This is a genomic window from Alteromonas sp. AWJ4_197, assembly GCF_056160285.1.
The window spans coordinates 327,507-343,425 of sequence record NZ_JBSWWW010000005.1 but is presented as its reverse complement, the minus strand read 5'-3'; the positions used below and the strand labels follow the sequence as shown (position 1 = coordinate 343,425).

12 protein-coding genes and 2 tRNA genes are annotated in these 15,919 nt (G+C 47.7%); 6 read left to right on the top strand and 8 right to left on the bottom strand.

The features are described from left to right. Positions 1-41: 41 nt before the first annotated feature. Both ACXAGC_RS13220 and ACXAGC_RS13215 read right to left on the bottom strand, forming a co-directional pair. Positions 42-1,235 carry an ABC transporter permease gene (locus tag ACXAGC_RS13220; protein ID WP_474844755.1) on the bottom strand — a complete coding sequence of 398 codons (1,194 nt, stop codon included), beginning with the start codon at positions 1,233-1,235 and terminating at the stop codon, positions 42-44. Between the two features lies 1 nt (position 1,236). Next, a complete protein-coding gene (locus ACXAGC_RS13215; protein WP_303575030.1) occupies positions 1,237-2,016 on the bottom strand; it encodes an ABC transporter ATP-binding protein in 780 nt (259 codons plus the stop codon). Positions 2,017-2,255: 239 nt separating this feature from the next. On the opposite strand from ACXAGC_RS13215, the gene ACXAGC_RS13210 reads away from it, so the two are divergent. Continuing rightward, positions 2,256-2,957 (top strand): YIP1 family protein, encoded by a 702-nt coding sequence (locus ACXAGC_RS13210; RefSeq protein WP_474844754.1) that lies wholly within the window; start codon positions 2,256-2,258, stop codon positions 2,955-2,957. Positions 2,958-3,012: 55 nt separating this feature from the next. Here ACXAGC_RS13210 and ACXAGC_RS13205 read toward each other — a convergent pair whose 3' ends face one another. Further along, a complete protein-coding gene (locus ACXAGC_RS13205; protein WP_474844753.1) occupies positions 3,013-3,867 on the bottom strand; it encodes a DUF3025 domain-containing protein in 855 nt (284 codons plus the stop codon). Positions 3,868-3,939: 72 nt separating this feature from the next. On the opposite strand from ACXAGC_RS13205, the gene ACXAGC_RS13200 reads away from it, so the two are divergent. Next, the gene (locus ACXAGC_RS13200; RefSeq protein ID WP_474844752.1) at positions 3,940-5,604 is read left to right on the top strand and encodes a M28 family metallopeptidase; all 1,665 of its coding nucleotides are present in this window, start codon (positions 3,940-3,942) and stop codon (positions 5,602-5,604) included. A gap of 288 nt (positions 5,605-5,892) precedes the next feature. Next, the gene (gene asnB, locus ACXAGC_RS13195; protein ID WP_119500748.1) at positions 5,893-7,566 is read left to right on the top strand and encodes an asparagine synthase B; all 1,674 of its coding nucleotides are present in this window, start codon (positions 5,893-5,895) and stop codon (positions 7,564-7,566) included. Positions 7,567-7,673: 107 nt separating this feature from the next. On the opposite strand, the gene ACXAGC_RS13190 is transcribed toward asnB, so the two are convergent. Next, on the bottom strand, positions 7,674-8,561 hold the full coding sequence (locus ACXAGC_RS13190; protein ID WP_474844751.1) for a type 2 periplasmic-binding domain-containing protein: 888 nt from the start codon (positions 8,559-8,561) through the stop codon (positions 7,674-7,676). Between the two features lie 42 nt (positions 8,562-8,603). Next, the gene (gene queE, locus ACXAGC_RS13185) at positions 8,604-9,254 is read right to left on the bottom strand and encodes a 7-carboxy-7-deazaguanine synthase QueE (protein WP_474844850.1); all 651 of its coding nucleotides are present in this window, start codon (positions 9,252-9,254) and stop codon (positions 8,604-8,606) included. Between the two features lie 116 nt (positions 9,255-9,370). Here queE and queC point away from each other — a divergent pair, with 116 nt between their 5' ends. Beyond that, entirely contained in the window at positions 9,371-10,027 is a 657-nt protein-coding gene (gene queC / locus ACXAGC_RS13180; protein ID WP_474844750.1) for a 7-cyano-7-deazaguanine synthase QueC, read from the top strand. 78 nt (positions 10,028-10,105) lie between these two features. Here queC and ACXAGC_RS13175 read toward each other — a convergent pair whose 3' ends face one another. The 3 genes from ACXAGC_RS13175 to ACXAGC_RS13165 form a co-directional block, all read right to left on the bottom strand. Continuing rightward, on the bottom strand, positions 10,106-11,032 hold the full coding sequence (locus ACXAGC_RS13175; RefSeq protein WP_474844749.1) for a LysR family transcriptional regulator: 927 nt from the start codon (positions 11,030-11,032) through the stop codon (positions 10,106-10,108). 174 nt (positions 11,033-11,206) lie between these two features. Next, a complete protein-coding gene (uvrB, locus tag ACXAGC_RS13170) occupies positions 11,207-13,222 on the bottom strand; it encodes an excinuclease ABC subunit UvrB (RefSeq protein WP_474844748.1) in 2,016 nt (671 codons plus the stop codon). Then, positions 13,219-14,601 carry an MATE family efflux transporter gene (locus tag ACXAGC_RS13165; protein ID WP_474844747.1) on the bottom strand — a complete coding sequence of 461 codons (1,383 nt, stop codon included), beginning with the start codon at positions 14,599-14,601 and terminating at the stop codon, positions 13,219-13,221. Before ACXAGC_RS13165 ends, uvrB begins: the two co-directional genes overlap by 4 nt. A gap of 1,012 nt (positions 14,602-15,613) precedes the next feature. Here ACXAGC_RS13165 and ACXAGC_RS13160 point away from each other — a divergent pair. Beyond that, positions 15,614-15,690, top strand: a tRNA-Asn gene (locus tag ACXAGC_RS13160). Positions 15,691-15,708: 18 nt separating this feature from the next. Further along, positions 15,709-15,785 (top strand) — tRNA-Asn (locus tag ACXAGC_RS13155). Positions 15,786-15,919 lie beyond the last annotated feature (134 nt).

Genomic DNA, 15,919 nt, shown 5'->3' with positions numbered 1-15,919 from the left:
TGGTGAACGGGGCTTTTTAATGCCGGTAACAATTTACCTGATTATCTGAACAACACTTTTTCTTTGTTGAACCAGTAAACACAAAAACCGATAAGCGCCGCTGCAATGAGTGCGGTGGAACCGAAAATGGCTATCAGCTGCACATAATCCATTGTGCCTTTAATAAGCTCTTTTATCGCCAGCGCCACATTCGTTAGCGGAACCCATGCCCAGCCACCTTTCAACTCGACACCGGGTAACATTGCCATGATCACCGGCACGATGGTAAACATCACCAGCGGTGTCATATAGCCCTGCGCTTCTTTGAAGCTTCTGGCATAAATAGACAAACTTAAAAGAATGGATGAGAAAATTGCCACCACCGGTATGAGCATGAAGAAAATCAGTAAAAAATCTGTGCCGCTGATGGCCCCCATAAATTCAGCCACCAGTTGTATGGCCATGCCCTGACTCAGCACAATGCCCCATACAGCCATACTTGCTACCGTAACCATGGCTGAGGTCACCCCGGCAAGGGCAATGGCAAAAAATTTCCCCATCACCAGATGATGGCGGGGTACAGGCGATATGAGTAGTGTTTCCAGGGTACCTCTTTCTTTTTCCCCGGCGCCTAAATCTGTTGCCGGTATCATGGCGCCTTGCAGGCACAACATAAAAATAATATAGGGAATAAAACCACCAATCTTCTCACCCCAGTTTTCCCGCTGGTCAGCGACATCTACTTTTTCAATGACCATGGGCTCAATGAGCGCTGTCTGCTGACTTTCGATGAGACCCAGTTGCGCAAAAGCAGCCTGCTGATTGCGTTCTGAAATTTCGTTTACGATAGCCTGCAGGCGTGAGAGGACTAAATTGAGACCTGCATCATTTAAGTAAACCTTAAGGGTAATCTGTCCGCCGGAGAGAATATCGTCATTATAGTTTTCCGGGATCACAAGCACGAAATCAGCCTGTTCATTCTTAACCCAGCTTTCTATGTTTTCGTTTTCCGGTAACGCTACCAGATTAAAGTCTTCTGACTCCGCAATTTTTGATACCAGTTCGGGCGCGTATTCTGCACCACTGATGGCATAGTCAAGCACTTCAGACTGAGCATCTGATATAGCCTTTGAAGAAACAAATGTTACCACCCCGAAAATAGCAGGAAACACCAGCAGAGGCAGAGCAATCATGAAAAACAGTGTTTTTCTGTCCCGTACTAACTCTTTAATTTCTTTTAAAAATACCAACCACATATTACGCCTCCGTCCCTAAAGCCGATAAAAATGCACTGCTCATTGAACCCGGCGACAGCGCTCTGAAAGTGGCAATATCATCGTTAAATACCGTACGTCCATGATTGACGATGGTCACCCGGTCACACAGTTCCGAAACTTCCTCTAAGTGATGGGTGGAGAAAATCACCGGGATCCCCTGCTCTTTCAAACCGCGGATAAAGTTCAGTACTGTCTGCGCGGCCATGATATCCAATCCCGTGGTGGGTTCATCCAGAATGACCACTTCGGGACTATGGATAACCGCCCGGGCAATTGCCGTTTTTTGTTTCATACCGGTAGAAAAATTCTCACACCGTCGATCCAGGAAACTGTGCAAATCCAGCAAATCGGCCAGCGACTGAATTCTTTCTTCAATACGGGTTTTCGACATATTGTGAAGCTGGCCGAAATAGGCAATGTTCTCTCTGCCGGTAAGACGACCATACAGGCCGGTTGAGCCGGATAAAAAACCGATTTTCTGGCGTGCCAGCACCGGCTTTTTAAGTACATCAACACCATTAATGGTGATGCTTCCTGTATCGGGCTTCAGCGCTGTCGATAGCATACGTAATGTGGTGGTTTTTCCGGCACCGTTAGGCCCGAGTAGCCCGAGTACTTCACCGGAAGCACAATTTAGCGAAACATCCTGCACAGAATGGAAAAATTTCCCTTTCAGCCGGGGATCCTTTTTCTCCTGTTCACTCAATTTTTTCGGGTTTTCGATGGTGAATTTTTTCGCCAGCTGACTGATTTCAATCATCGCGTTTCCTTTGTTGATATTATTAATTCCGTTATCTGTTTACCGGAAGAGAAGTAAACCTAGTCTACTTTGAATCAACTTTATTACACTCTTCAAGCAAAAAAATGCGACAGAATATTTCTGTACAGGGTCAGTATACAAAGGCAGCATTTTTCTCTAAGGTAACAAAGAAAGTTCCCTGTGCCAGCATTGTTAATTAAGGAAAAAAATGGCATCTGTACGCAAATAAAGGAGTAATTATGCAGGAAATATCTAATCCCTTTCAGGCCATCAGCGAGACTTTCTTTCGCCCTAACGGCGTTTTCAGAAAGCTGGCTACCACTGACAACTGGTCATGGGTTCCGTTTTTCATCTTAATGAGTATGAGCCTTGTTCCGGTTTATCTGTATTTCCAGACCATTGATTTCGACTGGTACAGAAACTTTATTGCAGACATGCAACTGGGCGACGTGAGTCCGGCAGAAAAAGAGGCGTTTACAGAACGGATGACTCAGGGATTCGTAATGTGGAGCACGATCGTCAGCGTATTTCTTGGCGTCATAATCCTGAATGCCATCTATGCCGGATACCTCACATTTATGGCCCGCAATGATGAAAAATCAGTGCAGGGTTTTACCGACTGGTACGGAATGACATGGTGGACCGCACTTCCCTCTCTGCTTACCAGTTTTGCGGCACTGCTGGTTCTGGTGATGGCCAGCACTCACGAAATAGACCCGGCCAGTCTCAGCCCGCTTACCTTTACATGGATATTTGGATTGACACCGGACTCAGCGTTTTACAATATCGGTCAATTCCGGTTCGATATGCTATGGTCAATTTATCTTACCGCGGTGGCAATTGGTCAGTGGACAAGTTTCAGCAACAAAAAAGCCTGGATGGTTGCAGCCGCCCCTGTCACCATCATTTACGGAATCTGGCTGGTTTTCGTATTGCTTTAACCTTGTACTGGCGGGTTGAAAGCACAGCAGTGACTTTTAAACCCGCCGGACAGTACTAAATCAGTGGCATCTGCAACTGCTTTTTAGAGGATACAGCCCGAAAATAATCCGTATTAGCGTAGAACTGCCGGTCCTGCACCGGGTACCAGCCGGGCACGCCCAGTAACGGTAAAGGATGAAGCATGCCTTTACTCTGAAAGACATCACAGGAAGCGATTTTCTGCTCCATTGCGCAATCCGTCTCCCTGCATTGTTGTTCGAATGACATAGAAGCAAATCCCCGGGGCACTGTGACCGCCATCCATTTACCCGTCAGGCCGGTAAACGGGTTCAATAACATTTCGAGATTGGCATGGCCGAATATCACCGGAAACAATAACTGACCCCATTTGTCTCTGTGTTCAACCAGAACCTGTTGCCAGTTATGCATCGCCAGTGCATTGAGTAAAGGTTCAGCCTGAGCCTTCATATCGTCCGGTACAGCAATTACAACACCACATTCATCAAAATGGGTAATACGATTTCTTGCCGGTGTACGGGGGCTTACGCCGAAACGACTGATATCCTGCATATGCAGATTATTCAGACATCGCTTCGTTAGTGGAAACTGCAACCAGATCAATGCATTGAATAGATCATGCCAGCTGTTTTCCCTCGTGGGCACGACATTATCTTCAAAGATGATCTGTTCATAATAACGTTGTTCAGAAAGCGCAAAAGAAGACTGTCCTTTAAATTCAGGACCCGGCCAGTTCACAGGGTGATGCCGGCGGACAACGTCATTTAAAACAGCCGCTGACGGAAATTCTGTTTCAACGTCAAGGCCGGTGCGGGTTAACAGCTCACGGACAGAAAAAGCAAGATTGGAACGATTTATGGCAGATGACCAACTCTCTGCGGTGGAATTCATAAGCGATGTATTGGTTCGGTGTGTTTGATTCTCTATACTGGGACGTTATTGTAGAGCAAACAGAGACTAACAATGAAAAAAATTCTTTTGCCATTTATGGTACCGGCGCTGGTCGGTCTTTCTGCAGCAGGACTTTCTGCCTGCAGCAGTGATCAACCCGCACCGGCGGATACCGCGCAGGCTGGCAGCACAGCCAATTTTGACAGCGTATACGCAGGGATCACTGCTGAAGACATCAGCGGACCGTTGCAAACACTGGCTTCTGATGAGTTTGAAGGCCGCCTTCCCACCACACCGGGTGAACAGAAAACACTGGACTTTCTGGTTTCAGAATTCAAAGCCGCCGGGCTAGCACCGGGTAACGGTGACAGCTATCTGCAACCTGTGGATTTAATGGAAATCACTGCCGATCCCGACATGACGATGACCATTGGTGATAACACGTTCCGTTATAAAGAAGACATGGTTGCCGGTTCTAAACGGGAACAATCAGTTATCGAGCTGAAAGACTCCGAACTCGTCTTCGTCGGCTATGGTGTCAATGCACCGGAATATGACTGGAATGACTATGAAGGTCTGGATGTAGAAGGCAAAACTGTGGTGATTCTGGTAAATGACCCGGGTTTCGAAAATCCTCAGTCCGGTAAGTTCCAGGGCACGACCATGACCTACTACGGCCGCTGGAGTTACAAATATGAAGAAGCCAGCCGTCAGGGTGCTGCCGGTGCGATTATTGTGCATGAAACAGCACCAGCTTCTTACGGCTGGTCAGTTGTTGCCAACAGCTGGAGTGGCCCTCAGTACGGCCTGGTATCTCAGGATGGCGGCGCCAGCCGGGTTGCAGTAGAAGGTTGGCTCACACTGGATGCGGCAAAGAAAGTCTTTGCCGACGCAGGCCTGGATTTCGATGCTGAGAAAAAGGCAGCATTGCAGGGGCCCTATCACAAAGACATGGGCTTAACCGCATCTGTGACAGTGAAGAACACCTTTCAGAAATCTGTCAGCCATAACGTGATTGCCACCCTTCCCGGCGCTACAAAACCTGATGAACACGTCATTTACACTGCTCACTGGGATCACCTGGGTAAAGATGAAAGCCTGAAAGGTGATCAGATTTACAATGGTGCCCATGACAATGCCACCGGTTCAGCAGCCGCTATTGTGATGGCGAAAGCATTCGGTGAACTGACGCCCCGCCCTGCCCGCTCAGTAACGTTTCTGATTGTGACTGCTGAAGAGCAAGGTCTGCTGGGTTCAAAATACTATGCTGATCATCCTGTAATCCCGCTGGAGAAAACCGTTGCAAACATCAACATGGATGCCATGAACGTGTTGGGTAAAACGAAAAATGTCAGTGTTGTCGGTATGGGTAAATCAGAAATGGAAACCTATCTGGAAAAAGCAGCAACCCGTCAGGGCCGTTATCTGACACAGGAAGACCGTCCGGAAGCCGGCTCTTACTACCGTTCTGATCACTTCAGCTTCGCCAAGAAAGGCGTACCGGCTCTGTACGCAGAAGGCGGAGACGAACCCTGGGATGCTGAAACGGCTAGCTACCGCAAACGCATGAATGTCATCGTAACCGGTTGTTATCATCAGGTTTGTGATGAATTCCGCAAGGAGTGGGATTTATCAGGCATCGCCCAGGATACGCAAATGCTGTTTGAAGTGGGTACCGATGTGGCCAATGCTGACAGCTGGCCGAAATGGAATGCAGCCAGCGAATTCCAGCGCTAAGCACTTACGCAAACAGGCTGCCTCCGGGCAGCCTGTTGCTTTTTTAGCCATCCGTTTTGCAACATTTCTTTCAATATTCCGCGAAAATCGCCACTACCCGCCCTGAATAACGGATAATTTGAGTTTCCGGCAAGTTATTCCTTGCTTTTTTCTCTCATACTGGCACATTCAACAGACGCGGAGTTTGCACCCTTCAAAAACAATAAAGTCTCACCCGCGGCCGCGTTAAGCGACCCGACAGAATAAACAATCCTTTTTTTCAACAAGTGACAAGAGAGAACCCGTTTTATGTGTGGTATTTTCGGTATCCTTGATATCAAAACCGATGTGTCTGAACTCAGAACCCAAGCGCTGGATTATACAAAGTTGCTGCGTCACCGCGGCCCTGACTGGTCGGGTATCTGGAATAATGACAATACCATCCTGTGCCATGAACGGTTGGCCATCGTCGATGTAGACACTGGTGCACAGCCGCTCATCAGCCAGGATAATAATAAGATCCTGGCCGTTAACGGTGAGATCTATAACCACAAGCAACTCGCCAAAGATCTGGCAACGCCTTATGATTTCAAAACCCGCTCGGACTGCGAAGTAATCCTTCCTTTGTACGAGCAGAAAGGCATTGAGTTTATCGATGAGCTTGAAGGCATGTTTGCTTTTATCCTGTACGACGAGTCTCAGGATGCGTATCTGATTGCCCGTGACCACATCGGCATTATCCCGCTGTATACCGGTTACGACGAACATGGCAACTTCTATGTTGCGTCAGAAATGAAAGCGCTGGCGCCTATCTGTAAAACCATCAGTGAATTCCCTCCGGGTCATTACCTGTGGAGCAAAACCGGCGAGCTGACTAAGTACTACAAGCGCGACTGGATGAGCTACGATGCAGTAAAAGATAACGAAACGAATCTGGACGACCTGAAAGTGGCTTTTGAAAAAGCCGTTAAGTCGCACATGATGTCTGACGTACCTTACGCAGTGCTGCTGTCCGGTGGTCTGGATTCATCGCTGGTTTCTGCCGTTGCTGCTCAGTATGTTGCCAAGCGTGTTGAAGACGAAGACAAGTCTGACGCCTGGTGGCCACGCCTGCACAGCTTCGCCGTTGGCCTTGAAGGTGCACCGGACTTAAAAGCAGCTAAACAGGTTGCTGATATGATTGGTACTGTTCACCACGAAATCCACTTCACGATTCAGGAAGGTCTGGATGCGATTCGTGACGTTATCTATCATCTGGAAACCTACGATACCACCACCATCCGTGCGGCAACGCCGATGTACCTGATGACCCGTAAGATCAAAGCCATGGGTATCAAAATGGTATTGTCCGGTGAAGGCTCTGACGAAATTTTCGGTGGCTATCTGTACTTCCATAAAGCGCCAAACGCAAAAGAACTGCACGAAGAAACGGTACGTAAACTGGATCGTCTGCACATGTTCGATTGTGCCCGCGCCAACAAAGCGACCAGCGCCTGGGGTGTTGAAGCCCGTGTACCGTTCCTCGACAAGAACTTCATGGACGTAGCAATGCGCCTGAACCCGCAGGACAAAATGTGTGTTGATGGCCGTATGGAGAAATGGATCCTCCGTAAAGCTTTCGACGACGGTAAAACACTGCCACCAGAAGTACTGTGGCGTCAGAAAGAACAGTTCGGTGACGGTGTAGGTTACTCCTGGATAGACTCTATCCGTGACTTCGTAGAAACAGAAGTGTCTGATCAGCAACTGGCGACAGCAGAATTCCGCTTCCCGGTGAACACACCTGATACCAAAGAAGGTTATTACTACCGCACTATCTTTGAAGGCTACTTCCCGCAGGAAAGCGCTGCACGCTGTGTTCCGGGTGGTAAGTCCATCGCCTGTAGTACCGTTGAGGCGCTGGAATGGGATGCAAGCTTCAAGAACAATGCTGACCCTTCAGGTCGTTCGATGAAAGACGTGCACTCAGGCAAAAGCCACTGATTCATGAGTTAAAAATGCAAAAGCCCGGTGAATCCGGGCTTTTTTGTATCAGCTTGATAACAAACTCTGTTTAAAGCCGGCGCGTTGACTGCCAGATTCACCAGATTTCAGGGATTCTCTTCCGTAGCATCGATGGTGGCATCAATACTGGCGGGCTTATACCACAGGGCATCGTTTTGCACGGGTGTCAGAGGTGGTAAAAGCGGATTATCCAGCTCTATCGTGGTGCGCTTCTCGAGCTCCAGTGCGTTCAACGTATCTTCATAGGTAGACAAAAACAAAGCGTCGAAAGAACCATCTTCAATTGCCATCTGCAGACCCGTCTCGATAAGCCGTGCCAGTGTGGTATTGCCTTTATTTACGAAAAAATACAACGCCGTGGGATAGTAAATCGCTGTATTGTTTTCCAGTACGGTGTCTGAAGACAAATTCCCCTTCTCAAGCTCATTCAGCGCTTCCATCACTGAACGGGGGAAGAAGTCAGCCTTGTTCGTTTCCAGTACTTCCGCTGCATCACCATATGCCGGCACAGTGAACACGTTAAACCCGTTCGCCTGCAAAATTTTGGTATCCGGCCACTCTTCACCGGAAATAGGCACAAGTTTCAGCAAGGCAGATTTGCTCAGCGCTTGTGGAAAGCGGCTGCGGTTCATTTCATTGATCAGAAATACGCGCCAGCCAATCAGCCCTTTCGCCAGCGGGATGCGCACTGGTAACAGGTCTTTTTCACGCTGGGCATCTGTCATACTCCAGACGACGTTCACTTCGCGGTTTTCCCGCAGCTGACGCAGTGCTTTCCCTTGCAGCATGATCCGGTCTGACGGCAGTAAACTGTATTTTACGCCTGTCTTTTCCAGCGCCAGGGTAAGTAAAGCCAGCGGATATTCAGTGCGCAAATCACGCTCATCTATGGGCCGCGGATAGGTTATCGACCATAGTGCAGCATGCACATTCGCACTTAAGAGCAGAAGAACCGGAAACAACCATTTTCCCATCGTTAAAATCCTTAGTGTCGTGCCTGAACAGACAGTATAAATCTATTCAATGCCGATATATTTATGTGTTTGTAACGATAAGCGCCAGTTTCGCGCAATACAGGTGGCGATAGCAAGATCCGTCGCACGTTGCTGCTGACTGATAGGTTGCAGACAAATATGCGCCGGTAATTTTCCGTCCAGCCGTGCCAGCAGACTATCCAGCTCATCAATATGCTTTTGCATAGCCACAGGATGCTTAATTTCATCCGCCCGCTCAAGCGCCTGAGTCAGCACCGGCATTCCGCCTTTCATGTCGACTTTAGGCGATACCGTAACCCAAGTATCTTCATGACACAGTACCTCAAAGGTACCACTGGTTTCTATTTGCGTGGTGTAACCCCGCGCATGCAGCAGTGAGGTGAGCGGACGCAAATCATACATACACGGCTCACCGCCGGTGATCACGATGTGTTTGGCCTGATATCCGTTTTCTTTAAATAAGGTCAGTAACGCTTCATCTTCAATACTGAACCACGCTTCACTCTCCTGAGTTTTCGACAGGACTTCATCTGATGTTGTCAAAAACGCCTCGTCCAGCGTCCATGTATGTTTGGTATCACACCAGGGACAACCCACCGGACACCCTTGTAAACGCACAAACACTGACGGAACGCCGGTTTTTACGCCTTCGCCCTGAATCGTTTCGAACATTTCATTAATTTTAAGACGGGTGTGATGCAATGTGGTGTACCTGTTGTTGATTCGGCTTGGGATTTTACCAAGAATCACATAAAATTCTGGCATCTTTTCGCGAAAAAAACGAACTTATGTCTGAAAAAGTCATTGTTATCTATTCCGGCGGTATGGATTCTTTCACCGTACTGCATAAAGCCATTGCTGACGGGAAAAAACCTTATGCCCTATCTTTTAACTACGGTCAGCGGCATAAAAAAGAACTCGATTACGCCGCAGCCGTGTGTAATGAGCTGAATGTGCCTCATAAAGTGGTGGATATTTCTGCCATCAATTCACTGGTCGGCGGCTCGGCACTGACTGACGACATTGATGTGCCGGAAGGACATTATGAAGAGCCGTCAATGAAAACCACCGTGGTGCCGAACAGAAATATGATCCTGTTGTCACTGGCAGTAGGTTATGCGGTCAGCGAGAATGCCACCAAAGTGTATTACGGTGCTCACTCCGGTGATCACGCTATTTATCCGGACTGCCGCCCTGAATTCGTTGAGAAAATGAATGACGTGTGTGCCATTGCGAATTATGAAGCGGTTGAAATTGTCACCCCTTATCTCAAAGTGAGCAAAACGGCCATACTCACCGATGGTCTTAAAATGGGACTGGATTACGGTAAAACCTGGACCTGCTATAACGGCAGAGAGCATGCCTGCGGTGGTTGCGGTGCTTGTCAGGAGCGTCTGGAAGCGTTTCGTGATAACGGTGCTGTGGACCCTCTCACCTATGAGTAATGTTGTCCTGAAATGAAAGAAGAAGGCCCCGCAATATTGCGGGGCCTTTTCAATTCAATCTGACCGGCATGATGCCTGTTACTTCTGACTTTCTGAAATAAAGTAAGTCAGTTCTTTGATACAGTGACGCAGTACCGGGTTCAGGCGGGTATTTTTACCGTTCATCACAAACAGCTCGTGGTCAAAGTTAAACAGACTGCCTTTAGCAATAGGCACCAGTCCTAAACTTGCGCCCTGCTCTTTAGCAATATAGTCCGGCAGCAGACCAATATATTCACCGGTCATAATGGCAGAAAGCGCCGCCTCGAAAGAATCGGAGAACGTCTGAATAGCCAGACGCTGATCATCTTCAATATAATTGGCAGATGACAGACCGGATATGCCGATAGCCGGATACTCACCAATTTTTACGTCTTCCGGCAGGGACACATCGCGGAATTTTGCCAGTGGATGCGTCGGTGAACAGTACAGGCGGCCTTTGCAGGAAATACCAACCGGATGGAACGTTACAGATTCGGGTTTCACCATGTCGTAAGTAGAAATCACCAGGTGACACTCACCGGATAACGCAACGTGCTCTACTTCGTTGTAAAGACGGGTCTGAATATTGACATGGATATCATCAAATTTCTTCATGGTGCTCTTAACAGCCTTACTGACTGCAAGATGCATGGAAAGCGGCAGGCCTGCCATCATTACCAGGGTAATGTGACCGGAGTAATCGTCGTGAAGCGATTTCAAGTTAAAAACAAAGTTATCGAATGCATTGAAGATTCGTTTGGTTTCCTGGAAAACCACTTCACCTTCTTTTGTCATTTGAAAACCGCCACGGCCCCGGTGACACAGCACCAGATCCAGACGTTCTTCTAACTTTTTAATCGCAGCACTGATATTAGGGCGTTGCATTCGTAACACCGGCTCAGCGGCAGTAAATCCATTACAACTCGCAACCGCATAAAACACCCGTAACAGCTTAATATCTGATTCTTGTAAACGATTCAACATGGCGCAATCCGTGAAATTATAGGTATAGTTATAAATACTTTAGAATCATAATAGGTAACTGTTTGCCCGATTACAACGGCAAATTGCAAGTTTATTCACCGGAATTAACGATTTAATTAAACTGAAACAAAAAAAGCGCCCCGAAGGACGCTTCTGATATGTCTGACATAGCTCTTAAGACACGGCGACGACCTGCTTTCGTAATGTTTCGATGTCATCACGCACTGATGCGGCCTTTTCAAATTCAAGCTCACGGGCAAACTCAAACATTTTCTTTTCAAGATCAGCAATTTGCGCCATAAGTTCCGTGGCACTGGCAGCCTGCATTTCCTTTTTCTTCTCGGCAACTTTACGCAGTTTCACTTTACCGGAAGCAGGATGGGCACTGTCACCTAAGTCCATAATGTCCGTAATGGGTTTGTTTAACCGTTGAGGCACTACACCGTTGGCCTTATTGTGGGCTTCCTGTTTCTCCCTGCGCCGGTTAGTTTCATCAATGGCTTTTTTCATCGACTTGGTGATCACGTCTGCGTACATGATGGCGCGGCCATTGACGTGACGGGCTGCACGGCCAATGGTCTGGATCAGTGAGCGCTCAGCGCGGAGGAAGCCCTCTTTATCCGCATCAAGAATCGCAACCAGCGACACTTCGGGCATATCCAGACCTTCCCTGAGCAGGTTAATGCCCACCAGCACATCGAACTTACCCAGACGGAGATCGCGGATAATTTCAATACGTTCAACGGTATCAATATCGGAATGCAAATAACGCACTTTCACGCCATGTTCATTCAGATATTCACTTAAATCTTCGGCCATGCGCTTGGTCAGCGTAGTAATTAACACCCGCTCGTCTACGGCAACCCTTTTCTGGATTTCAGACAGCACATCATCAACCTGCGTCGCCACCGGACGCACTTCAATTTCAGGGTCGAGCAAGCCGGTGGGACGTACCACCTGCTCCACAATTTCGCCGTCAGATTTTTTCAGCTCATATTCACCCGGCGTCGCGGAAACATAAATCGTCTGTGGAGAGATCTGCTCGAACTCCTCAAACTTCAAAGGCCTGTTATCCAGGGCAGATGGTAACCGGAAACCGTATTCCACCAGAGTTTCTTTCCGCGACCGGTCGCCTTTGTACATCGCCCCGATTTGCGACACAGTAACGTGTGATTCATCAATAAACATCAGGCCGTCAGCAGGAAAGTAATCCAGCAGTGTCGGGGGCGGCTCACCCGGCGCTCTGCCGGAGAGATAACGTGAGTAGTTCTCAATGCCCGAGCAGTAACCCAACTCCAGCATCATTTCGATATCAAACTGCGTGCGCTGGGAAATGCGCTGGTCTTCAAGTAATTTGTTACTCTCCTGCAACTGCGCCTTGCGATCTTTAAGTTCAACTTTAATATCTTCGATGGCTGCCAGAATCTTTTCTCTGGGTGTAACATAGTGGGTTTTAGGAAAGACCGTGGCACGGATCACCGATTTATCCACCGCACCGGTCAACGGGTCAAACAGGCTGATTTTATCAATCTCACTGTCGAACAATTCTACCCGCACGGCCTGCTTCTCTGAATCCGCAGGGAAGATATCAATCACGTCTCCCCGTACACGGAATGTGCCCCGCTCGAAGGCCAGGTCATTACGCTTATATTGCAGTTCGGCAAGACGGCGCAGAATATCCCGCTGATCCATAGTATCGCCCTGGCGCAAATGCAAGAGCATTTTCATGTAGGACTCAGGATCACCCAAACCATAGATGGCAGACACACTGGCCACGATAACAACATCGCGCCGCTCCATCAGTGCCTTTGTCGCTGACAACCGCATTTGTTCAATGTGGTCGTTGATTGACGCATCTTTCTCAATAAAAGTATCGGTACTGGGAACGTACGCTTCCGGCTGATAATAGTCGTAGTAGGAAACGAAATATTCCACCGCATTGTTCGGAAAGAACTCTTTCATTTCACCATAAAGCTGGGCCGCCAGAGTTTTATTGTGCGCCATGATCAGTGTCGGACGCTGCACCTGCTTAATAATGTTTGCCATGGTGAAGGTCTTACCGGAGCCGGTAACCCCCAGCAATGTCTGACTGGCAAGACCGCTTTCCAGCCCGTCAACCAAAGCTTCTATGGCTTTTGGCTGATCCCCTGCCGGTTGATATTTGGATTCCAGTTCGAAGCCTTTACTCATTGTGCTACTTCTTCTCCCGGTTGCCGGCGATGCTCAGACAGCGCCCGATTAAAATAAACATAAGAGATGGTCGCCATACACAAATTGGCAATGACGACGCCCCAGAACAAGCCTTTCAAACCAAAGAACAAACTTGCCACATAGGATACAGGTACGTAAAAAACGAACAGCCGGATGACACTCAGGATCAACGCTGCCATTGGCTTGTGCATGGCATTCAATGACGAATTCGTTAAAATCACAATACCCTGCATCCCGTAGCCCAGCGGGACTATCATCAGGAACAGATGAATGAGCCAGGCCACTTCAGCTTCCTCAGCAAACATTTGGGCTATCCAGCCGGAAAGCAACCACATGAGAGCGAACACGACAAGTTGCCAGCCAATCACAAATTTCACAGTTAACCGGTAAGCTTCTTCAACCCGTTGATACAAACCGGCCCCCACATTTTGCGAAATGATGGGTGGCAGGGTCATGGACAATGCCAGAATAACGATAGACGCAATGGACTCAAGCCGGTTCCCTACTCCCCATGCAGCAACGGCCTCTGCACCATAATTTGCCACTACTGCGGTCATCACACCACCGGCAACAGGTGTGAGCATATTCGCCCCTGCAGCCGGCAGACCGATTTTCAGGATGGGCGCACAGCTTCTGCGCAATTCCGCAATGGTCAATAAACGGGGGACCATCAGGTTTCGTTTCACTGCCAGCAACCAGATGATATAACTGGCTCCCGCCACCCAGGCGAGGAACGTCGCCAGTGCCGCTCCCTGAATCCCCATCGCCGGTACCGGTCCCCAGCCAAAAATAAAAATAGGATCAAGGGCTGCATTCAATGCGCCGCCAACCGCCATAATAATACTGGGAGTGCGGGTATCACCGCATGCCCGCAGCACACTGTTCCCCACCATGGGAAGCGCCAGAAACACACTTGATAAATACCACAACGTCATATAGTCATGAATGTAGGGCATCAAGGTTTCACTGGCGTTCAGTGCTTTGAATATCGGGTCAATCAAAAAATAACCTGCAACGGCAAGCAAACCCACCATCACGAAAGACAAAGTTATCGAGCTGGTTGCATACTCCCGGGACTCAGAATAACTCCCGCTACCCTGCAACTTACCGATAATGGCTGACGTACCAATCCCGAGGCCGATATTTAAACTGATAACCGTAAAGGTAACCGGAAACGTAAAACTGATAGCTGCCAGAGGTTCAGTGCCCAGTAAACTGACGAAGAACGTATCAACAAGGCCAAAGCTCATCATCATAACCATACCCATGATCATCGGTACGGTCATTCGCTTTAATATAGTAGCTACATTACCTTGCGTTAAACTGGAAGCGCGCGTGTTATTTTTTGATTCGGTCACGTCGGTCTCTTAACTGATTCGCCATGAAGTGACGATGGGAAATAAAACAGGCTTAGTCTACTTGAGTGACTGCCCGGTTGCACGACTATCCGCCACGGCTAACCCCCGTATTATCCTTTATTCTTTTTTAAGAAATATTTTTATTTTTTTATTTGACAGATTTTGGTTTATCGCCTTGTCAGTCACTAAGCCGTCAAAAGTTTGTCTTTTATAAATGAAAAACACCCATGATTTTCCACAATTTTAAATGACAGTGGGATGACAGCTATTTGACAGCTTGTGTCATATAACCGGCGTGGGAAAACCCTTTTAATCCCTGTGCGGATCCGGCGAACTATGTTAATTATCCGTTAACACTAAAAAAGATCGTCAAAATCCTGTTGTCTTATTAACCGCTGTTAGCGAATTAACACACAAGTGTGTTAATGTGTGACCAATGCAGATCATATTATCCACTGGGCACGATCAAACAATATAAACAGTTGAATTTAATAAACAAACCAAACAAACTCACTCCGTCACATCAACGAATCAAACTGATTTATTGCTGCAAATTCCAACGATCCCCCCACCTATCAACATAGTTATCCACAGATTTAGTGGATAAGTGCGTAAAGGCCAGTATTCACGTGTATTTTCCAGGATCCCGTCGATTTTTTTGTAAGTGAAGACTAACCTTATGATTGGCTGATGCACGTTACCGTTACATTAATAACTGTACTTTAATACAGTAGTCAAAGCCTTTTTAATACCCTTTAAGTTACTCTTCTAACTTTTTAGTTATAAGCTTTGTTTGTGTTTATTCGATTTCAGGCATAGTCAAAAATCTGACTTATTTTTCAACAACCTGTCTGTACCTGGTGTAAACAAGTGTATTTTTTAAGCGCTTTGAGCAATTTTTGTCTCGGAAATCAGAAAAAAGCTATTTTTTGAGCGAACGGAATAAAAACCTTAAAACGTTTGTTGACAGTGACAACATACGTCATTAATATTCGCCTCCGTTGAAAGCCGGTCCCCCTTAGCTCAGTTGGTTAGAGCGACGGACTGTTAATCCGCAGGTCCCCCGTTCGAGTCGGGGAGGGGGAGCCAACTTTCGACAAATCCGGTTCCCCCTTAGCTCAGTTGGTTAGAGCGACGGACTGTTAATCCGCAGGTCCCCCGTTCGAGTCGGGGAGGGGGAGCCACTCTTATTTCCCCTCTTTGTTTCATCGCAGAAATTCATTTCTTTAAATTATTCTCATTTGTATTAAGTTGTTAATCGCGCGACAAAAAGCGATAATACGCAACGTGACAGACACTGCTGTTTTTTTAAATTTTT